At 69.7% G+C, this 19,274-nt stretch carries 15 protein-coding genes and 1 tRNA gene; 8 read left to right on the top strand and 8 right to left on the bottom strand.

Translation table 11 applies throughout. The features are described from left to right. Nucleotides 1-156 precede the first annotated feature (156 nt). Entirely contained in the window at nt 157-1,557 is a 1,401-nt protein-coding gene (locus tag ACGFSB_RS24555; protein WP_393403036.1) for an NAD(P)/FAD-dependent oxidoreductase, read from the top strand. A 215-nt stretch (nt 1,558-1,772) separates the two neighbouring features. Further along, nucleotides 1,773-3,068, top strand: a complete 1,296-nt coding sequence (locus ACGFSB_RS24550; RefSeq protein ID WP_393403033.1) for a class I SAM-dependent methyltransferase — start codon at nt 1,773-1,775, stop codon at nt 3,066-3,068. 82 nt (nt 3,069-3,150) lie between these two features. On the opposite strand, the gene ACGFSB_RS24545 is transcribed toward ACGFSB_RS24550, so the two are convergent. Both ACGFSB_RS24545 and ACGFSB_RS24540 read right to left on the bottom strand, forming a co-directional pair. Continuing rightward, a complete protein-coding gene (locus tag ACGFSB_RS24545; protein ID WP_393403030.1) occupies nt 3,151-5,658 on the bottom strand; it encodes an ABC transporter permease in 2,508 nt (835 codons plus the stop codon). Between the two features lie 54 nt (nt 5,659-5,712). Beyond that, nucleotides 5,713-6,483 carry an ABC transporter ATP-binding protein gene (locus tag ACGFSB_RS24540; protein ID WP_393403027.1) on the bottom strand — a complete coding sequence of 257 codons (771 nt, stop codon included), beginning with the start codon at nt 6,481-6,483 and terminating at the stop codon, nt 5,713-5,715. Nucleotides 6,484-6,848: 365 nt separating this feature from the next. Between ACGFSB_RS24540 and ACGFSB_RS24535 the strand changes: the two genes are divergently transcribed. Continuing rightward, nucleotides 6,849-6,932, top strand: a tRNA-Leu gene (locus tag ACGFSB_RS24535). Nucleotides 6,933-6,959: 27 nt separating this feature from the next. Here ACGFSB_RS24535 and ACGFSB_RS24530 read toward each other — a convergent pair. After that, on the bottom strand, nt 6,960-8,609 hold the full coding sequence (locus ACGFSB_RS24530; RefSeq protein ID WP_393403024.1) for an IclR family transcriptional regulator C-terminal domain-containing protein: 1,650 nt from the start codon (nt 8,607-8,609) through the stop codon (nt 6,960-6,962). A gap of 135 nt (nt 8,610-8,744) precedes the next feature. On the opposite strand from ACGFSB_RS24530, the gene ACGFSB_RS24525 reads away from it, so the two are divergent. From ACGFSB_RS24525 to ACGFSB_RS24515, 3 genes are all read left to right on the top strand, one after another. Beyond that, on the top strand, nt 8,745-9,923 hold the full coding sequence (locus ACGFSB_RS24525; protein ID WP_393403021.1) for a 4-hydroxybenzoate 3-monooxygenase: 1,179 nt from the start codon (nt 8,745-8,747) through the stop codon (nt 9,921-9,923). Nucleotides 9,924-9,981: 58 nt separating this feature from the next. Then, nucleotides 9,982-11,358 carry an MFS transporter gene (locus ACGFSB_RS24520; protein ID WP_393403018.1) on the top strand — a complete coding sequence of 459 codons (1,377 nt, stop codon included), beginning with the start codon at nt 9,982-9,984 and terminating at the stop codon, nt 11,356-11,358. A gap of 66 nt (nt 11,359-11,424) precedes the next feature. After that, a complete protein-coding gene (locus tag ACGFSB_RS24515; protein ID WP_393403015.1) occupies nt 11,425-12,339 on the top strand; it encodes a Bax inhibitor-1/YccA family protein in 915 nt (304 codons plus the stop codon). A gap of 76 nt (nt 12,340-12,415) precedes the next feature. Here the strand turns inward: ACGFSB_RS24515 and ACGFSB_RS24510 are convergent, their stop codons facing one another. Further along, nucleotides 12,416-12,646 carry a DUF4287 domain-containing protein gene (locus tag ACGFSB_RS24510; protein ID WP_393403012.1) on the bottom strand — a complete coding sequence of 77 codons (231 nt, stop codon included), beginning with the start codon at nt 12,644-12,646 and terminating at the stop codon, nt 12,416-12,418. Nucleotides 12,647-12,748: 102 nt separating this feature from the next. On the opposite strand from ACGFSB_RS24510, the gene ACGFSB_RS24505 reads away from it, so the two are divergent. After that, the gene (locus tag ACGFSB_RS24505) at nt 12,749-13,060 is read left to right on the top strand and encodes a hypothetical protein (RefSeq protein ID WP_393403009.1); all 312 of its coding nucleotides are present in this window, start codon (nt 12,749-12,751) and stop codon (nt 13,058-13,060) included. 55 nt (nt 13,061-13,115) lie between these two features. Here ACGFSB_RS24505 and ACGFSB_RS24500 read toward each other — a convergent pair whose 3' ends face one another. The 3 genes from ACGFSB_RS24500 to ACGFSB_RS24490 all read right to left on the bottom strand — a co-directional run bounded on the left by ACGFSB_RS24500 (nt 13,116) and on the right by ACGFSB_RS24490 (nt 16,598). Beyond that, on the bottom strand, nt 13,116-13,934 hold the full coding sequence (locus tag ACGFSB_RS24500) for a hypothetical protein (RefSeq protein WP_393403511.1): 819 nt from the start codon (nt 13,932-13,934) through the stop codon (nt 13,116-13,118). Between the two features lie 277 nt (nt 13,935-14,211). Beyond that, nucleotides 14,212-15,432, bottom strand: coding sequence for an acetyl-CoA C-acetyltransferase (locus ACGFSB_RS24495; RefSeq protein ID WP_393403006.1), 1,221 nt, complete (start codon nt 15,430-15,432; stop codon nt 14,212-14,214). A gap of 146 nt (nt 15,433-15,578) precedes the next feature. After that, a complete protein-coding gene (locus ACGFSB_RS24490; RefSeq protein WP_393403003.1) occupies nt 15,579-16,598 on the bottom strand; it encodes an SGNH/GDSL hydrolase family protein in 1,020 nt (339 codons plus the stop codon). Between the two features lie 169 nt (nt 16,599-16,767). On the opposite strand from ACGFSB_RS24490, the gene ACGFSB_RS24485 reads away from it, so the two are divergent. Next, nucleotides 16,768-18,159, top strand: a complete 1,392-nt coding sequence (locus ACGFSB_RS24485) for a cystathionine beta-synthase (RefSeq protein ID WP_393403000.1) — start codon at nt 16,768-16,770, stop codon at nt 18,157-18,159. A gap of 281 nt (nt 18,160-18,440) precedes the next feature. Here ACGFSB_RS24485 and ACGFSB_RS24480 read toward each other — a convergent pair whose 3' ends face one another. After that, on the bottom strand, nt 18,441-19,238 hold the full coding sequence (locus ACGFSB_RS24480; protein WP_393402997.1) for a phosphodiesterase: 798 nt from the start codon (nt 19,236-19,238) through the stop codon (nt 18,441-18,443). Between the last annotated feature and the right edge of the window lie 36 nt (nt 19,239-19,274).

Genomic DNA, 19,274 nt, shown 5'->3' with positions numbered 1-19,274 from the left:
GCTCACGAGGGGTGCAGAACGTTTCGGGTGGCACCGTGGTTCCAGTGGGGCGCTATGGCCTGCGTCACGTGGGCGGCGAAGTGTAGCAGACCCCCCGCCTATGCTTGTGAAGGGGCGCACGAGCGACCCCCGTCGAGCAGGTGGATACTCGATGGCATGAGCACCACGGAGCGTCCCAGGATCCTCGTAGTAGGCGGTGGGTACGTAGGCCTGTACGCAGCTCGGCGCATTCTGAAGAAGATGCGCTACGGAGAGGCGACCGTCACGGTCGTCGACCCCCGGTCGTACATGACCTACCAGCCCTTCCTCCCCGAAGCCGCCGCCGGCAGCATTTCGCCGCGGCACGTCGTCGTCCCGCTGCGACGCGTGCTGCCCAAGGCGGAAGTTCTGACCGGCAGGGTCACCACCATCGACCAGGACCGCAAGGTCGCGACGATCGCCCCCCTCGTGGGCGAGGCGTACGAGCTGCCTTTCGACTACCTGATCATCGCGATGGGCGCGGTCTCCCGCACCTTCCCGATCCCCGGCCTCGCCGAGCAGGGCATCGGTATGAAGGGCATCGAGGAGGCCATCGGCCTGCGCAACCACGTCCTCGAGCAGCTGGACAAGGCTGACTCCACGACGGACGAGGAGGTCCGCCGCAAGGCGTTGACCTTCGTCTTCGTCGGCGGTGGCTTCGCGGGTGCGGAGACCATCGGTGAGGTCGAGGACATGGCTCGCGACGCGGCCAAGTACTACAACAACGTGAAGCGCGAGGACATGCGCTTCGTGCTCGTGGACGTCGCGGACAAGATCCTTCCCGAGGTCGGCCCGAAGCTCGGCCAGTACGGCAAGGAGCACCTCGAGGGCCGCGGTGTCGAGATCTACCTCAAGACCGGCATGGACTCCTGCGTGGACGGCCACGTGGTGCTCAACAACGGCCTCGAGGTCGACTCGAGCACCATCGTGTGGACCGCCGGTGTGAAGCCGAACCCGGCGCTCGCCCGCTTCGGTCTGCCGCTCGGCCCGCGCGGTCACGTGGATGCTCAGCCGACGCTCCAGGTCACCGGCACCGACTACATCTGGACCGCGGGCGACAACGCCCAGGTTCCGGACCTCGTCGGCCGCAAGGCAGGCAACGAGAACGCCTGGTGCCCGCCGAACGCCCAGCACGCGCTGCGTCAGTCCAAGGTCCTCGGCGACAACGTGATCTCCGGTATGCGGGGCTTCCCGCAGCGGGAGTACAGCCACGCCAACAAGGGTGCGGTCGCCGGTCTGGGCCTGCACAAGGGCGTCGCGATGATCGTCATGGGCAAGATGAAGATCAAGCTCAAGGGCCGTCTGGCCTGGTACATGCACCGCGCGTACCACGGCATGGCGATGCCGACGTTCAACCGCAAGATCCGTGTCTTCGCCGACTGGACCCTGGCGGTCTTCCTCAAGCGTGAGGTCGTCTCGCTGGGCGCCATGGAGACGCCGCGCGAGGAGTTCTACGAGGCTGCGAAGCCCACGCCCAAGCCTGCGGCCAAGGCTGAGCCGACGGCTTCCTCCGCCGAGGAGAAGGTCAAGGCCTCCTGACCTCCGGTCATTGATCAACCCCGAAGGGGCCGCTCGCCATCCGTGGTGCGAGTGGCCCCTTCGGGGTTTCCGGGCACTTTGTACGCGGCTTGTACGTGGGTGTTACATGTATTTTGCCGATCCGTGACGCGGCAACGGGACTGCGGGAGCGCCCCGTTGGTGTTTACGTGGTGTTGAACCTATCCGGGATAGCCCGAATCACGGAGGTGTGCACCATGCCGGACGCCGCACTGCGGCTGAAGAACCTTGCCGAACAACTGCTGGGAGCCCCGCTCCCCGTACGTCTGCGTGCCTGGGATGGTTCCGAAGCAGGTCCACCGGGTGGCCCCACCCTCGTCGTACGCAACCGCCGTGCCCTGCGCCGCCTCATGTGGAAGCCGGGCGAGCTGGGTCTCGCCCGTGCCTGGGTGGCCGGTGACCTGGATGTCGAGGGTGATCTGTACGCGGCGCTCGACCAGCTGGCCGAGTTCATCTGGGAGCGCCCCGAGGACGCCAAGAGCCTCAGGGATTCCCTGCGCGAGCCGGAGTTCCGCGCCGCCGCCCGCTCGCTCGTGGCCCTCGCCGCGCCGTTCCTGCCGCCGCCCCCGCCGCCGGAGGAGATGCGCAGGCACGGCCGCCTGCATCTGCACACCAAGGGCAGCGACCGGCAGGCCATCAGCCACCACTACGACGTGGGCAACGACTTCTACGAGCTGGTGCTCGGCCCCTCGATGGTCTACTCGTGCGCATACTGGGAGTCCGAGGATTCCACCCTTGAGGCCGCCCAGCGCGACAAGCTGGAGCTCATCGCCCGGAAGCTCGCCCTGAAGCCCGGTATGCGGCTCCTCGACGTCGGCTGCGGCTGGGGCTCCATGGCGATCCACGCGGCCCGCGAGCACGGCGTCACCGTCGTCGGCGTCACGCTCTCCCAGGAGCAGGCCGCGTACGCCAGGAAACGCATCGCGGAGGAGGGCCTGACCGACCGGGTCGAGATCCGCGTCCAGGACTACCGCGACGTACGGGACGGTCCGTACGACGCCATCTCCTCCATCGGCATGGCCGAACATGTCGGCTCCGAGCGCTACTTGGAGTACGCACACGACCTGCACGCCCTTCTCAAGCCGGGCGGCCGGCTCCTCAACCACCAGATCGCCCGCAGGCCGCAGGCCGACGAGTCGACGTACTCGGTGGACGAGTTCATCGACGCCTATGTCTTCCCGGACGGCGAGCTCGCCCCCGTGGGGACCACGGTCGCGCTCCTGGAGCGCGCCGGGTTCGAGGTGCGCGACGTGGAGGCCATCCGCGAGCACTACGCCCTCACGCTGCGCCGCTGGGTCGCCAACCTGGAGGCGCACTGGGAGGAGGGTCAGCGGCTCACGTCCCCCGGCCGCGCCCGGATCTGGCGCCTCTACATGGCGGCGTCCGCGCTCGCCTTCGAGCGCAACCGCATCGGCGTCAACCAGGTCCTGGCGGTGAAGACCCCCGAGGTCGGCACCTCGGGGATGGGGCTGCGGGCCCGCGACTGGCGGTAGGCCGCAGCGGTGGGACGTACGCGAACGGGGCCCCGGACGGCGAATGCCCGGGGCCCCGCTCACGCACACCTGCCGTCAGGCGCTACTCGCTCTTGATCGCCATCAGCGGGTTCAGGCGCGCGGCGCTGCGGGCGGGCCACATCGCCGCGAGGACACCGACAAGGGCCGCGATCCCGAGGAAGATCGCGATCCGGCCGACCGGGATCTCCATGGAGTACGTCGCGACCGAGTCGGCGATGCTGCCGCCCGCGGCCCAGCCCATGAAGATGCCGAGGCCGATGCCGAGCACCGCGCCGAACAGCGAGATGATGACCGCCTCCAGGCGCACCATCTGCTTGACCTTGGAGCGGTCGAGGCCGATGGCCCGCATCATGCCGATCTCGTGCTTCCGCTCGAAGACCGACATGGCGAGGGTGTTGATGACGCCGAGCACCGCGATCAGGATGGCCATCGCCAGGAGGCCGTAGAGCATGTTCAGCATCAGGTTGATCGCGCCCGCGATCTCGTTGCTGAGCGCGTCCTTGTCCTGGATCTTGATGGCAGGGTTGTCGCCGAGGGCCTTGACGATGGCGTCCTCGGCCTTGTCCGAGACGCCGCCCTTCATCTTCACCAGGACCTGCTCATCGGTGATCTTGGAGAGGTGCGGGTCGACCACGGCGAGCGGCGTGAAGAGCCCGTCGATCATCTCGTTCTGCTGGTAGATGCCCGCGATCTTGAGCTTGGCCGTCTTGTCGTCGTCGAACTTCACCGGGACGGTGTCGCCCGTCTTGAGACCCTGCTTGTCGGCGGTCTCCTTGTCGACCAGCGTGGAGTCGCCCTTCAGACCCGCGAGCGAGCCACTGGTGAAGTCGAGGCTCGTCAGCTTGCCGAAGGCCTTCTCGTCGACGCCGGAGACCTGGGTGTACGAGCCGTCCAGCTCGCCGTAGGCCGTGCGCAGCGGGCTGCTCGCCTCGACGTCGGGGAGCCTGTCCAGCTTCTCGCGGACCTCAGGGGTCAGCGGCTGGTAGTTCGCCATCGAGACGGTGTAGTCGGCCTTCAGGGAGCCCGCGGCCATCTTGTTGATGGCGCTGCTCATGGAGGTCGCGACCACCGTCATCGCCGTGATGAGGGTCAGGCCGATCATCAGGGCCGCGGCGGTGGATGCCGTGCGGCGCGGGTTGCGCACCGCGTTGAGGCGGGACAGCTTGCCCGTGACGCCGAAGGGCTTCAGGAGCGGGGCCGACGCGGCGATGAACGGGCGGGACAGGAGCGGCGTGAGGACGATGACGCCGATCATGATCGTGGCGGCGCCGCCGGACTTCACGTAGTTGTCGTCCATGAAGAGCATGACCACGCCGAGGGCGACGACGATCGAGCCGAGGGTGTTGCGGACCACGAGGCCGCGCATGGTCGGCGTCGCGTGGACGCTGTTCATCGCGGCGACCGGCGGGATCTTCGCGGCGCGGCGGCCGGGCAGCCAGGCGGCGAGCATGGTCACCAGTACGCCGATGACCAGGGCTACGACGATCGTGGTCGGGGCGATGATGATCGGCCCGTCGGGCAGCGACGCGCCCGCGGAGTTCATCAGGGTCTCCAGGCCCATGGCCACGCCGATGCCGAGCGCGAAGCCGGTCACGGCGGCCACCAGGCCCACCAGGAACGCCTCGATGAGTACGGAGCGCGTCACCTGACGGCGCGAGGCGCCGACGGCGCGCATCAGGGCGAGCTCCTTGGTGCGCTGGGCGACCAGCATGGTGAAGGTGTTGGCGATGATGAAGATGCCGACGAAGAGCGCGATACCCGCGAAGATCAGCAGGACCTGGCTCATCGACTTGGTGTCCTGCTCGATCATCCTCTCCTGGTCGTCGGAGAGCTGGGCGCCGGTGACGGCGTCCGTCTCCTTCGGAAGGATCTTCTCGACCGAGCTCTTCAGCGCCGTCTCGGAGGTGCCGGCGGCGGCCTTCACATCGATCTCGTCGTACTCGGTCTTGCCGAGGACCGTGCGCGCGGTGTCGTTGTCGAACACCACCAGGCTGCCGCCCGCGAGGACGCTGCCGTCCGTGGTGTCGAAGATGCCGCTGATCTTCGCCTTCTTCACCGGGCCGTCGGTGGAGTAGCGGACGGTGTCGCCGACCTTGTAGCCGGTGCGCCCGGCGGTGCGGGAGTCGAGCGCGAGGTCACCTGCGGACTTCGGGGCGGCGCCCTCGGTGAAGTCGTAGCGGGGGTCCTTGCCGCTCTTGCCCGGGAAGTAGTTGGCGCCGGTGGTGCCCCACTCGCCGCCGACCAGCTTGCCGTCCTTGTCGGCGAGCGCGGTGAAGCCGTTGACCGTGGCTATCGCCGAGTCGGCGCCGGGCAGGGACTGGCTCTTCTTAAGAAGGGCGTCGGTCAGGCGCGGCTTCTGCTTGGTCTCGTCGTCGGAGCCGCCGAACGGCTGGATGGCGACCGAGACATGGTCGAAGCTCTTCGCCGACTTGTTCTTGTAGGCGTTGCCGAAGGTGTCGGTGAAGACCAGGGTGCCGGAGACGAAGGCGACGCCGAGCATGACGGCGAGCACGGTCATCAACAGCCTGGCCTTGTGCGCGAGCACGTTGCGCAGGGCGGTACGGAACATGGGTGTGAGTCCTGGTGGAGGAGGAGTGGGACGAGACGGGGACGCGCTGGTCGGTCAGCTCGTACGGCCCTTCGCGTCAAAATCCTTCATCCGGTCGAGGACCCCATCGGCGGACGGGTCGATCATCTCGTCGACGATGCGCCCGTCGGCCAGGAAGATCACGCGATCCGCGTACGCCGCGGCCACCGGGTCGTGGGTGACCATGACGACGGTCTGGCCGAGGCCGCGTACGGAGTTGCGCAGGAAGCCGAGGACCTCGGCGCCCGAGCGCGAGTCCAGGTTTCCGGTGGGCTCGTCGCCGAAGATGATGTCGGGCTGCGAGGCGAGCGCGCGGGCTACGGCGACGCGCTGCTGCTGCCCGCCGGAGAGCTCGGTCGGCCGGTGCTTGAGCCGCTCGGAGAGGCCGACCATGGAGATGACCTGCTCGAGCCACTGCTTGTCCGGCTTGCGGCCCGCGATGTCCATCGGCAGCGTGATGTTCTCCAGGGCCGTCAGCGTCGGCAGGAGGTTGAAGGCCTGGAAGATGAAGCCGATCTTGTCCCGGCGGAGCTTCGTGAGCTGCTTGTCCTTGAGGGTGGACAGCTCGGTCTCGCCGATCCGTACGGAGCCGCCGCTGAAGCTGTCGAGCCCGGCGACGCAGTGCATCAGGGTCGACTTGCCGGAGCCCGACGGGCCCATGATCGCGGTGAACTCGCCCTGCCGGAAGTCGACGGAGACATGGTCCAGGGCGACCACCTGAGTCTCGCCCTGTCCGTACACCTTGGAGAGATCCGTGGCGCGCGCGGCCACTGTGGTGGTGCGGGCGGCGAAGGGAGTGGTGGTCACGGGGCGGTGCTCCTGTCGGGACGACGAGTGGGGACGTACTCCATCGTGCTTGCCGATCCGCGCCCTGTAGTCAGCCGCTGTTCCGGTTCCGGGGGCCCTCTGCAGTCGGACACCGAGTGCCCGTGTCATACCTGGGGATGACCCCGCCCCCTGAGGCGAGTAGCACCTGGCGGCGGCTAAATTCCGTCATTCCGTCGCGGAGCCTGCAAACTGGTGGAAGGGCCTGCGGCATGTACCGATGGGCCATACCGTTGGCTGATGCACCCTCAGACGTCAATAAAATAAGACAACATCGAGCTGTTGTTCCGCTGTTCGGGGGACGCCTCCCGATAGGGTCGAATCACCTGATGCGGAGCCCATGGCCTGCCCGGATGGTGGAATGCAGACACGGCGAGCTTAAACCTCGCTGCCCCTAGCGGGGCGTGCCGGTTCAAGTCCGGCTCCGGGCACCTCCGCCAAGGCATCGGCGGACCCCGCTAAGGCATCAGTACGCCGTTGAAGCGGGCCGCCGTGTGCAGGTCCGCCTCGATCGCCGCCGCCGTCTCGCGCAGGGCGGGGAGCAGCGCCCCGATGGTCTCGTCCAGCGGGGTGGTGCCCGCGTGCTGGGCCACGTTCAGGGCGGCGACCACGCGTCCTTCCGCGTCCTTGAGGGGTACGGCGACCGAGCGCAGGCCCTCTTCCAGTTCCTCGTCCGCGGTGGCGTAGCCGTCGGCGGCGGCCCGGTCCAGGACGCGGTTCAGTTCCGCCGGGTCGGTGACGGTGCGCCGGGTGAGGGACGTGGGCGGGGCGGCCTTCAGCAGACGTGTGCGGTCCCGCTTCGGGAGTCCGGCGAGCAGGACCCTGCCCATGGCGGTGGGATGGGCGGGGAAGCGCGTGCCGAGGGTGATGTAGACGCTCATGACGCGGACCGTCGCCGCCCGCGCCACGTACAGGATGTCCGTGCCGTCGAGCACCGTCACGGACGCCGACTGGTGGACGCGGGCGGTCAGTTGGCGCAGATGCGGCTCGGCGATGTCGGCGAAGCCGAGGCGTGAGAGGCGGGCGTAGCCGAGCTCCAGGATGCGGGGGAGCGGGCGGTAGAGGCGGCCGTCGAGCGCCGCGTACCCCTCAAGAGCCAGGGTGTGCAGGCAGCGGCGTGCGGTGGCCCGTGGCAGGCCCGTGGCGGCCGCGATCGCGGTGAGCGGGAGGCCGTCGCCGCGGGCCCGGCCGAGCGCGCGCAGGACGGTGAGGCCGCGGGCGAGCGACTGGAGGAAGTCTGGGCCGAGTTGGGCCTTGGCATCTGTGGTGTCCGTGGCGTCAGGACCCTGAGCTTCCGTCAGCTCGGCGTCCGCGTACGCGGCTTGGTCTTTCGGCAGCTCCTCTAGCCGCGCCGCCTCCTCCCGCAGTCGGGGCAGTACGAGCTCCGCGAGGCCCTGGGCCGTGTGCCTGCTGGTGTGGCTCACCGCGGACAGGGCGTATCGCGTGCGGCCCGCCGCGTCGCGCACCGGGACCGCCGTCGCGATCAGGCCCGGCTCGATCAGCTGGTTGTCCAGGGCCCAGCCCGTCATGCGCGAGCGCTCCACGCGGTCCGCTAGGTCCGCGGGCTCCGGAGGCGGGGCCGCGGGGCCCGGTGGCAGCGCGGGGAAGGCCCTGCCCTCGGGGTCTGCGGCCACCCGCGCCCGCCATCCCGCCCACCCGGCCTCGTCCCACTCGGCGGCGAACAGCGCGCCCGGCGCGCACCGCTCGGCGGGCAGCAGATCACCGATGCGGAAGGCCACCGACATCGCGCGGCGCCGCGCGGCCTGCGTGACGAAGCGGACGCCGTCGCCGTCCGGCACCGCGAGGGACACCGACTCGTCGAGCTCGTCCGCGAGCCGGGCGGTGCGCGCCGCGACCTCGCCGCTCAGGCCGCTCGCCGCGAGGTAGGCGTTGCCGAGCCCCATCAGGCGGGGCGTGAGGTGGAGTTCCTGGCCCTGCTCGCGTACGTAACCGATGCGGGCCAGGGTCGCCACGACCCGGTCCACCGTCGAGCGGGCGAGGCCGGTGGCACGTACGAGATCGCCCGCCCTGACCTGGTCGTCGGCGGCGGCGATGGCGCGCAGGACCGCGAGGCCGCGCTCCAGGGGGCGTACGGACTCTTCGGGCATGGCGCCACTCCTCGCACGGGTGGGAATCGGATGCCCCGGAACCGTTGACAGCCGCTGGGTCCGGTCGGAGACTCCCGTCAGCACATTATGAACGAAAGTTCACCAGGCGAACAAGTCATGTGAGGGGAACGATCGATGCGCACCACCGTCGGAATCATCGGAGCCGGACCGGCAGGACTGCTCCTCGCCCGCCTGCTGCACAACGCCGGCATCGATTCCGTCGTCCTGGAGACCCGGGACCGCGCCTACGTGGAGCAGCGTCAGCGCGCCGGAATCCTGGAGCAGGGCACAGTCGATGTCCTGCGCGAGGCGGGCGCCGCCGTCCGCATGGACCGCGTGGGCATCCCGCACGACGGCATCGAGCTGCGCTTCGACCGCCGCAGGCACCGCGTCGACTTCCCCGCGCTCACCGGCGGCAGGTCCGTGATGGTCTACGCCCAGACCGAGGTCTGCAAGGACCTCATAGCCCTCCAGCTCGCGGCGGGCGGCCCGCTGCTCTTCGAGGCCGAGGCGCTCGCCGTCGAAGGCGCGGAGACCGAGAACCCCCGCATCCGCTTCCGCCACCAGGGCCGCGAGGACATCCTGGAGTGCGACTACGTAGTGGGCTGCGACGGCTCCTGGGGTGTGGCACGCAGGGCCGTGCCCGCGGACGTCTCCCGGGTCTTCGAGCGGACGTACCCCTTCGGCTGGCTCGGCATCCTCGCCGACGTACCGCCCTCGCACGACGAGCTGGTCTACGCCCGCCACGACCGAGGCTTCGCCCTGCTCTCCATGCGCTCGCCGACCGTCACGCGCGCGTACCTGCAAGTCCCCGCAGGCACCGACGCCGCCGACTGGAGCGACGAGGAGATCTGGGACGAGCTCGACGGCCGCCTGGAGACGGACGACCGCTCCTGGACGCTGAAGCGCGGCCCCATCACCTCCAAGTCCGTCACCCCGATGCGCAGCCACGTCCACGAGCCCATGCGGCACGGCCGCGTCTTCCTCGCCGGGGACGCCGCCCACATCGTCCCGCCCACCGGTGCCAAGGGCCTCAACCTCGCCGTCGGCGACGTCGTCACCTTCGCCCGCGCGCTCACCGAGCTCCGCGAGAGCGGCTCCGACGCCCGCCTGGAGGCCTACTCCGAGACCTGCCTGCGCCGCGTCTGGCAGGCCGAGCGCTTCTCGTACGCCATGACGACGATGCTGCACCGCGCCCCCGACGCCACCCCCTTCGACGACCGCATCCAGCTCGCTCAGCTGGACCGCATCACCTCGTCGCGCTCGGCGGAGGCCGACCTCGCCGAGAGCTACACGGGCTTCCCCCTCGACTGAGCCCGCCGCACACCCGTCCCCCTTGGAAGTCCCCACTCCACAAAGAAGTGAGAGCCCCGTGACCGCTCCCCAAGGTGCCGCGCCCCAGCGGACCTTCAGAACCGTCGCCCCCGTCATAGCCCTGTGCTGGCTCGTCGTCTTCTTCGACGGCATGGACGTCAACATCTACGGCGCCGTCATGCCGCACCTCATCGACGACAAGGGCTTCGGCTTCACCGCGTCGACCGCGGGCACCATCGGCTCCTGGACCACCTTCGGGATGCTCATCGGCGCCCTCGGCTGCGGCACCCTCACCGACTGGATCGGCCGCAAGCCGATGGTGACGGGGAGCGTCGCGCTGTTCTCCCTCGGCTCCGCGGTGTGCGCGCTCGCGCCGAGCGCCGCCGTGTTCGGCACCGGACGGTTCATCGCCGGGCTCGGGCTCGGCGGTCTGATGCCGATCAGCCTCGCGATCGTCGCCGAGTTCGCGCCGCCGCGCAGGGCCGCGCTCGCCACCGGCCTGATGATGACCTCGTACCACGCGGGCGGCATGGCGGCCACGGGCCTCGGGCTCGCTCTCGGGCCCGACCACGGCTGGCGCGTCGTCTTCTGGGCCGGCGTGATCCCCGCGGTCATCGCCATCCCCCTCGTACTGAAGTGGCTGCCCGAATCGCCAGGCGTGCTCCTCGCCAAGGGCCGCAGCAGCGAGGCCGAGGCCGTCGCCGCCCGCTTCTCGCTGCCGTCCCCGACGCTCGCCGAAGCCCCCGAGGCGGGCGCCAAGGGCCGTTTCGCCGCCGTCGCCTCGCTCTTCACACCCGGTCAGCGGCTCGCGACCCCGCTCCTCTGGCTCGCGTCCTTCGCCGGACTGCTGCTCGTCTACGGAGTCTCCACCTGGCTCCCCGAACTGATGCGCGCCTCCGGTTACTCGCTCTCCTCCTCCGTGACCTTCCTCATGGTGATCAACGCGGGCGGCATCGTCGGCATGTTGGTCGCGGGGCGGGCCGCCGACAAGTTCGGCGCGGTGCGGATCTCCGCGATCTGGTTCCTGCTCACCGCCTGCGGAGCGTTCCTGCTCAAGGCCGAGCTGCCGCTCGGTGTCGCGTACGTCATCGTCTTCGTCACCGGCATCTGGCTCTTCTCGGCGCAGGTCATGGTCTACGCGTCCGCCCCCTCCGTCTACACGCCCGCCCAGCGCGCCACGGGTCTCGGCTGGATCACCGGCGTCGGGCGCACCGGCGCGGTCGTCGGGCCATGGCTGGGAGGCGCTGTGGTCTCCGGCGGGAACGCGTCCCTCGGATTCACCACGTTCGCCGTGGCCGCGGTGCTCGGAGCCGTCGCGATCTCCCTGGTGCCACTCGTCCGGCGCAGCCGCCGAACCCCCGCAGCGACGGGAACACAGGGCCCTTCCTCTGTCGTTCTTGGTCACAAGGAGGGAAAGATCCTCCCCAAGCACTAGGGTCTTCCTTTTGCCTACGCATTACTCTTGACCCAAAGCCACGCACGGTGGCCATGGAGGAGTGAAATGAGGAGCAGTAACCCGGTCTTCTCGCGACGGGGGTTCAGCCGCGACAACGGCTACGCGGGCTTCGGCACGCAGCCGCAGGCCGGGGGACCCTCGGGCGGGACACAGACCCAGCAGGGCAATCCGTACGCGGGCGCGGGCCAGCAGGCCCCCGCCAATCCGTACGCGACGAATCCGTACGCCCAGCAGGACCTGCAGTACGGCGCGCCGCAGGCACCCGTAACCACCGCCGGCCGCATGACGATGGACGACGTCGTCCTGCGTACGGCCACCACGCTCGGCACGCTCCTGGTCACGGCAGCGCTCGCCTGGGCGCTGCTGCCGGTGGACGACGCCAACATCAGCAAGTCGTACGGCATCGCGATCGGCGCAGGCCTCATCGCGATGGTGCTCGGCCTCGTGCAGGCCTTCAAGCGCAAGGCATCGCCGCCGCTGATCCTGGCGTACGCCGCTCTGGAAGGTGTCTTCCTCGGCGTCGTCTCCAGCGTCGTCGACAACCGCATCGCGGACGGCGCGGCCATGCAGGCCGTGATCGGCACGATGGCGGTCTTCGCCGGTGTCCTGATCGCCTACAAGGCGGGCTGGATCCGCGTCAACCGCCGTTTCTACGGCTTCGTGATGGCCGCGGCGATGGGCTTCCTGCTCCTCACCGCGGTGAACCTGCTGTTCATGGTCTTCGGCGGCGGTGACGGCCTCGGCTTCCGCAGCGGCGGCCTCGGCATCGTCTTCGGCATCGTCGGCATTCTGCTCGGCGCGTGCTTCCTGGCCCTGGACTTCAAGCAGGTCGAGGACGGCATCGCGTACGGCGCTCCGAAGGAAGAGGCCTGGCTCGCGGCGTTCGGTCTGACGATGACGCTGGTCTGGATCTACATGGAGTTCCTGCGTCTGATCGCCATCTTGCAGGGCAACGACTGACGCGGCTGATCACCGAAGGGCCCCGCGGAACATGCGTTCCGCGGGGCCCTTCGTCGTGTGTGAGGGGGACAGGGGGTCAGAGCAGCTTGCGCGCGGCTCGTCGCAAGTCGTACTCGTGAATGATTGCCTTGGCGTGCCCGTAGGCGAGGTTGTGCTCCGTGCGGAGCCAACTGACCTTCTCCTCGAAGCGGAAGAGTGAAGGGCCCTCGTCTACGGCGTGCAGCCAGTCGGAGATTTCACGGCCGGTGCAGTGGGGGATGCGGGCGAGCAGATTTCGGTGGGTCTCCTCGGAGAAGACTTGGGACATCGGCGCCTCCGGACGCGTCGCGATGTGTTCCGTCCTTCACGACACCGTGCCTGAGCGTTGGGGCGTTGGCAACAGTCCCGCCCGTGCGCATAAGGTCGCCGGGTGCTTGATACGACGCCTTTGACGGCCGCAGTGGACCATTTCGCCGACCGGTTGCGGGCCGCCCCGCAGAGCCGCCTGCAGCGGGGGGCGGCGACCGAAGCGCTCGCTCTGGCCAGGGAGTTGGCGGCGTGGACGCAGCGGATCGAGGAGGCGGGCGCCGAGCCGCGGGAGATGCCGGACGCCGGGATGTTCGCGGCGGCCGACCAGATCACTGTCGCTGGGCGGGATCTGGCCCTCGTGCTGGAGGATTCACAGCAGCTGGCGGAAGCACTGACGCTGGTGGAGAAGGCGCAGAAGCGCGCCGGGGTGTGACGGGGTTCGACGGGGTGTGACGGGCCGACCCCGGCGTGCGCCGGGGTCGCTGCGGTCAGACCGATGCGATGACGCGGTCGGCCAGGATGTAGACGTTCTCGGCGCCGCACTCGAAGGTCAGGGCGTAGGCGCCGGAGACTCCGGAGCCGCCGAGCAGGACCGGGGTGTGGCCGTCGCGCAGGGCGTCGGCGAGCAGCTCCGCGGTCTCGCGGTGGCCCGGGGTCATGCAGAGCGTCGTGCCGTCGGCGAAGACGTAGACGTCCAGCGTGCCGAGCGGTCCCGGACGGACGTCGGCGAGCGCGGTGCGGGCGTCGGCCAGTTCCTCAAGACAGGCGACGGTGCGTTCGTGGTCGCCGTTGACGGGTGACTGAACCGGCACGAAGTCCGGGTGCGAGGGGTGGCGGCGGCGGGCCGCCGCGAGCTCGGCGGAATCCCCCCCGAACTCGTCGGACGGATCGGCGTAGGGCTCGATCACCGGCTCCAGGCTGTCCGCCTCCAGGCCCGAGAAGTCCGCCTGGCGGGGCAGGAACAGCTCGTCGGCCATGTCGGAGAGGCCCGGCAGGCCACTGAGGAGGGACGGCGCGTCCGAGGCGTCGCGGGCTTCCTGGGCGGCCCAGAAGGCCCGCGCCTCGGCCAGCTCGCGCTCCCGCTCCTCGGCGAGGGCCTCGGCGACAGCCGTGCGTATCTCGTCGGTGTCCGGAGTGGTGCGGGCGGCGGGCACTGCTGGGTGGCCCGTGACGGAGCGGCTCTGGGCCAGCTCGGTGCGCAGGGCGGTGATTTCTGCGAGCTGCTTCCGCAGCCCGTGCACGGCGTGCAAGGCGGTGGCCCCCACGGCCGTGGCAGCGGCTGTGGAGAGCAGCAAGGCAAGAGACATGGCGCTCACTGACATACTCCCGGTTTCAAGTCGACCCCCGACTTCCTACATCAGCTTGAAGCCTGCACGATCCACCTGTCAGTGCATTACGTCACGAATTGGACAGGTCTTTCGGCCCGGTGTTTACCCCCAGATGCGCTCTGACCTGCGTATATGCATCTCCCCCAGGAGATAGGTCACATCCTGGGGGAGATTGAGTCACGAACGAGTGGAGACGCGAGGGGTGCGCAGGGGGCTGCGGGACCCCGAAGGGGCAGCTGAGGCGCAGCCGGGCGTGTCAGCTGAGGCGCTCGATGACCATCGCCATGCCCTGTCCGCCGCCCACGCACATGGTCTCGAGACCGAACTGCTTGTCGTGGAACTGGAGGCTGTTGATGAGCGTGCCGGTGATGCGGGCGCCCGTCATGCCGAAGGGGTGGCCGACGGCGATGGCGCCGCCGTTGACGTTCAGCTTGTCGATGTCGATGCCCAGGTCCCGGTAGGAGGGGATCACCTGGGCGGCGAACGCCTCGTTGATCTCGACGAGGTCGATGTCGTCGATGGTGAGACCGGCGCGCTGGAGCGCCTGCTTGCTGGCCTCGACCGGGCCCAGGCCCATGATCTCGGGGGAGAGCCCCGTGACGCCGGTGGAGACGATGCGGGCGAGCGGGGTCAGACCGAGCTCGCGGGCCTTGGTGTCGCTCATGATCACGAGGGCGGCGGCGCCGTCGTTCAGCGGGCAGCAGTTGCCCGCGGTGACGAGGCCGTCGGGGCGGAAGACGGGCTTGAGGCCCTCCACGCCTTCGAGGGTGACGCCGGCGCGGGGCCCGTCGTCCTTGCTGACGACGGTCCCGTCGGGGGTGGTGACGGGGGTGATCTCCCGCTCCCAGAAGCCGTTCTTGATGGCTTCCTCGGCGAGGTTCTGGGACCTGACGCCGAACTCGTCCATGTCCTTGCGGGTGACGCCCTTGGCGCGGGCCAGGTTCTCCGCGGTCTGCCCCATCGAGATGTACGCGTCGGGGATCAGGCCGTCCTCGCGCGGGTCGTGCCAGTCGGCGCCCTCGGTCTTGGACACGGCCTCGGTGCGGGCCTCGGCGTCGGCGAAGAGGGGGTTGTGAGTGTCGGGCATCCCGTCGCTCGAACCCTTGACGGAGCGGGACACCATCTCCACGCCGGCGGAGATGAAGACGTCGCCCTCCCCGGCCTTGATGGCGTGCAGTGCCATACGGGAGGTCTGCAGGGAGGAGGAGCAGTACCGGGTGATGGTGCAGCCCGGCAGGTGGTCCATGCCCATCTGTACGGCGACGATGCGACCGAGGTTGTGCCCCTGCTCACCGCCGGGCAGACCACAGCCGAGCATCAGGTCGTCGATGAGCTTCGGGTCGAGCTCGGGGACCTTGGCGAGGGCGGCCTCGATGATCGTGGCGGTCAGGTCGTCCGGCCGCAGATCCTTCAGGGAGCCCTTGAAGGCGCGACCGATCGGGGTGCGGGCGGCGGAGACGATCACGGCTTCGGGCATCACGGCACTCCAGTGACGAGGGGGCAGGACTCCCTGGGAAGTTACCTGTACGTATTGCTATAGGTCACCGGGCGGGGACTGTGATGCGGGCCGCATTTTTCTAAGCGCTTGCTCAGGCCGGGAGAGGGCCCCCCGGCCTGAGCGGGCTACTGCGGCAGCGGCGACGGATCCGGGGCGTGGATACGCCGGCGCCTCCGCCGCTTGAGGAGGGCCCAGGGGCCGCGGGGCCCCGTGGGCATCGCGGCAGCCACCTCCGTGCCGCCCTCCGAAGCGGCCTGAGCGGCCGCACGGGCCACCGGCAGGAAACCCTCGCGCCGCGACACATCGGGGCGCTCCTCCTCCGGCCACAGGCCCAGCGAGGCGCACAGCGTCGGAAGCACCGCCATCGCCGCGGTCGCGTACCCCTCCGCGGAGGGGTGGTAGTTGTCAGGACCGAACAGCTCCCGCGGGTTCGCGAGGAACTCGGGGCCGAGGAGATCCCCGAGCGACACCGTCCGCCCGCCCTGCTCGACCACGCCGATCGTCTGCGCCGCGGCCAGCTGCCGCGACACCCGCCGCGCCATCCACCGCAACGGCTGGTAGACGTTCTCGACCGTCCCCAGGTCGGGACAGGTCCCGACCACCACTTCCGCCCCGGCCGTGCGCAGCCTGCGTACCGCAGCCGACAGATGGCGCACGGAACGCGTCGCGGGCATCCGGTGCGTCACGTCGTTCGCGCCGATCATCACGACGCAGACGTCGGGCACCCAGGACGACGTATCGGCGAGCAGCGACGTCACCTGGCGGTCCAGGTCGTCCGACATGGCCCCCGGCTGCGCCACGTTCCGCAGCTCCACCGGCCGCTCGGCCACCGCGGCGAGCCCCGCGGCGAGCAGCGCGGCGGGCGTCTGCCGGGCCCGGTAGACCCCCTGACCAGCGGCGGTCGAATCGCCGAGCATCGCGAACCGCAAGGGTTCCGCGCAGTCGGGCCGATCCGCGAACCCCCAGCCGTAGCGGCCGTCCGCCCGCGGCGGAGCAGGATGCTGCCCGCTGTTCCCGACGGTCCGCTTCGCCAGCTGCACCTCGGCGAGGACCACTCCCACGGCCGCCGCCCCGAGCAGTCCGATCCCTCCACCGCCGTATGCCGCGCCCGCGGCGATCCGCCGCGCCACCCTCGCCCTCGACATGCCCTGCAGCCACCTCCTCCGCCTAGCCACTTCGCCCTACATCAACTCATTGCCCCGTAAGGACGGTCGGCCAATCGCATAGGGAGGTGAACGACTGAACGGGAACTGAACCGGAGCCTTAGGCTGACGGCACCCATTCGTCGCACTACATCGCAGCCCGGAGACAACGGTGCAATTCCACGACTCGATGATCAGCCTCGTCGGCAACACCCCGCTGGTGAGGCTCAACAACGTGACCACGGGCATTCAGGCGACCGTCCTGGCCAAGGTCGAGTACTTCAACCCCGGCGGTTCGGTGAAGGACCGCATCGCGCTGCGCATGATCGAGGCGGCCGAGCAGAGCGGGGAGCTCAAGCCCGGCGGCACCATCGTCGAGCCGACATCCGGCAACACGGGGGTCGGGCTCGCCATCGTGGCCCAGCAGAAGGGCTACAAGTGCATTTTTGTGTGCCCTGACAAGGTCTCCCTCGACAAGATCAATGTGCTGCGCGCGTACGGCGCCGACGTGGTCGTCTGCCCCACGGCCGTCGACCCCGGGCACCCGGACTCGTACTACAACGTCTCCGACCGTCTCGTGAGCGAGACGCCCGACGCCTGGAAGCCCGACCAGTACAGCAACCCGAACAACCCCCTCTCCCACTACCACTCCACAGGCCCCGAGCTGTGGGAGCAGACGGAAGGGAAGATCACCCATTTCGTGGCGGGCATCGGGACCGGCGGCACCATCTCCGGGACGGGCGGATACCTGAAGGAGATCTCGAAGGGTCAGGTCACGGTCGTCGGCGCCGACCCCGAGGGGTCCGTGTACTCCGGCGGCTCCGGGCGGCCCTACCTCGTCGAGGGCGTCGGTGAGGACTTCTGGCCGACGGCGTACGACCGGAACGTGACCGACGAGATCATCGCGGTGTCCGACAAGGACTCCTTCCAGATGACGCGGCGCCTGGCCAAGGAGGAGGGGCTGCTCGTCGGCGGCTCCTGCGGAATGGCGGTCGTGGCGGCGCTGCGGGTCGCGGAGCGGCTCGGCCCGGATGATGTCGTGGTCGTTCTCCTGCCCGACTCGGGGCGCGGTTACATGAGCAAGATCTTCAGCGACGAATGGATGAACGACTACGGGTTCCTGGAGCAGGCCGGCGACGCGCCTCGCGTCGGCGACGTACTGAGCCGTAAGGAGGGTGGTGAGCTGCCCTCGCTCGTCCACATGCACCCGGAGGAGACGGTCGGCGAGGCCATCGACGTACTGCGTGAGTACGGCGTCTCGCAGATGCCCATCGTCAAGCCGGGCGCGGGTCACCCGGACGTGATGGCGGCCGAGGTCATCGGTTCAGTCGTCGAACGCGAGCTCCTGGACGCCCTGTTCACGCAGCGCGCCTCGCTCTCCGACCCGCTGGAGAAGCACATGTCGGACCCGCTGCCGCAGGTCGGCTCCGGTGAGCCGGTCGCCGACCTGATGTCGGTGCTGGGTCGTGCCGACGCGGCGATCGTCCTCGTCGAGGGCAAGCCGACCGGTGTGGTGAGCCGTCAGGACCTGCTGGCCTTCCTGGCGGTGCAGCAGGGGCAGTAGCCGCGGGGTGTGTCGTGAGCCGGGTGTCGTGAGTCGTTGGCTGTTGGCTGTTGGCCGGATTTCGCGGAAGTGGTACGAGGGCGACACGTCCGCGCAGCACCCGCTTAACACGGCTCCGGCACATTGGTTGTTGTCGGCGTACAGGAACTCCGGAGCGGCTCCCGGACCTCTGAACGCCTGGACATGGGCCCGGTCCTGACCCGGCCCGCGTCCCTCGCGGGGATCGCCGTCGTCCCGCCCCCTGGTTCTCCCGGGGGTGCGGCGGTCCCCGCGCATGAACTTCAGTACCCCTGGATCTGCCCCGCGGCATCGCTCACCGGCACCGTGTGCGTGACCCAGCCCGTGGCCGTGCGCAGATGGAGCTGGAAGGCCGTCGGCTCGGGCAGGTAGCCGATGGGGCGGTCCGTGCGCATCGTGAGTGAGCTCTGGAGGTACGTCGACGGGGCGGTCGACAGCGTCGTGCCCGCGTAGGCGCCGGTGATCGGGCGGTGGACGTGGCCCGCGAGGACGCGGACCACGTGGGGGTGGCGGGCCACGACCTCCGCCAGGGCTTCGCCGTCCGTGAGGCGCATACCGTCCAGGAACGGGATGCCGATGTCCGCCGGCGGGTGATGTACGCAGACCAGGGCGGGGACCTCGGGCCTGCGGGCCAACGCCTTGTCCAGCCAGGTCAGTTGGGCCGCGCCCAGGTGGCCGTGCCCCGCGCCGGGCACCTTCGAGTCCAGGGCGAGCAGCGTCAGGTCGTCGTACTCCACCGCGTAGTGCGTGGAGTGCGTGCCGCCCAGGTGAGGTGTGCCGCCGAGCGCCTTGACCACAGCCGCCGGGTCGTCGTGGTTGCCCGTGGTCAGGTGCAGGGGGAGTGGGAAGCCCGCGATGAGTTCGCGTAGCTGCTCGTACTCCTCGGGGTGGCCGTGTTCCGTCAGATCGCCGGTGAGCACGACGCAGGTGGGCCGGGGTTCGAGGGCCAGGACGCGGGCCAGGGCGCGGCGCAGTCCGGCCGCCGGTTCGGCGGCCAGCGCGCCGGTGGTGATGTGCGGGTCACTGAGGTGCGCGACGGAGGTGGTCATGGGGTTGGTCATGGGGGCACGGTCCGCCTCCGGCGAGGGGCGACGCCA

Origin of the sequence: Streptomyces sp. NPDC048441, assembly GCF_043200235.1 — a bacterium.
Lineage (GTDB): Bacteria > Actinomycetota > Actinomycetes > Streptomycetales > Streptomycetaceae > Streptomyces.
The sequence above is the reverse complement of the archived record's forward strand: the minus strand, read 5'-3'. Positions and strand labels throughout refer to the sequence as shown.

What these genes read in the sequence shown, in the direction of transcription:
- ACGFSB_RS24525 (WP_393403021.1), top strand. Translation starts at nt 8,745, where the DNA reads ATGCGCACCACCGTCGGAATCATCGGAGCCGGACCGGCAGGACTGCTC.
- ACGFSB_RS24495 (WP_393403006.1), bottom strand. Translation starts at nt 15,432, where the DNA reads ATGCCCGAAGCCGTGATCGTCTCCGCCGCCCGCACCCCGATCGGTCGC.
- ACGFSB_RS24510 (WP_393403012.1), bottom strand. Translation starts at nt 12,646, where the DNA reads ATGTCCCAAGTCTTCTCCGAGGAGACCCACCGAAATCTGCTCGCCCGC.
- ACGFSB_RS24550 (WP_393403033.1), top strand. Translation starts at nt 1,773, where the DNA reads ATGCCGGACGCCGCACTGCGGCTGAAGAACCTTGCCGAACAACTGCTG.
- ACGFSB_RS24500 (WP_393403511.1), bottom strand. Translation starts at nt 13,934, where the DNA reads ATGTCTCTTGCCTTGCTGCTCTCCACAGCCGCTGCCACGGCCGTGGGG.
- ACGFSB_RS24530 (WP_393403024.1), bottom strand. Translation starts at nt 8,609, where the DNA reads ATGCCCGAAGAGTCCGTACGCCCCCTGGAGCGCGGCCTCGCGGTCCTG.
- ACGFSB_RS24555 (WP_393403036.1), top strand. Translation starts at nt 157, where the DNA reads ATGAGCACCACGGAGCGTCCCAGGATCCTCGTAGTAGGCGGTGGGTAC.
- ACGFSB_RS24490 (WP_393403003.1), bottom strand. Translation starts at nt 16,598, where the DNA reads ATGTCGAGGGCGAGGGTGGCGCGGCGGATCGCCGCGGGCGCGGCATAC.
- ACGFSB_RS24480 (WP_393402997.1), bottom strand. Translation starts at nt 19,238, where the DNA reads ATGACCAACCCCATGACCACCTCCGTCGCGCACCTCAGTGACCCGCAC.
- ACGFSB_RS24515 (WP_393403015.1), top strand. Translation starts at nt 11,425, where the DNA reads ATGAGGAGCAGTAACCCGGTCTTCTCGCGACGGGGGTTCAGCCGCGAC.
- ACGFSB_RS24545 (WP_393403030.1), bottom strand. Translation starts at nt 5,658, where the DNA reads ATGTTCCGTACCGCCCTGCGCAACGTGCTCGCGCACAAGGCCAGGCTG.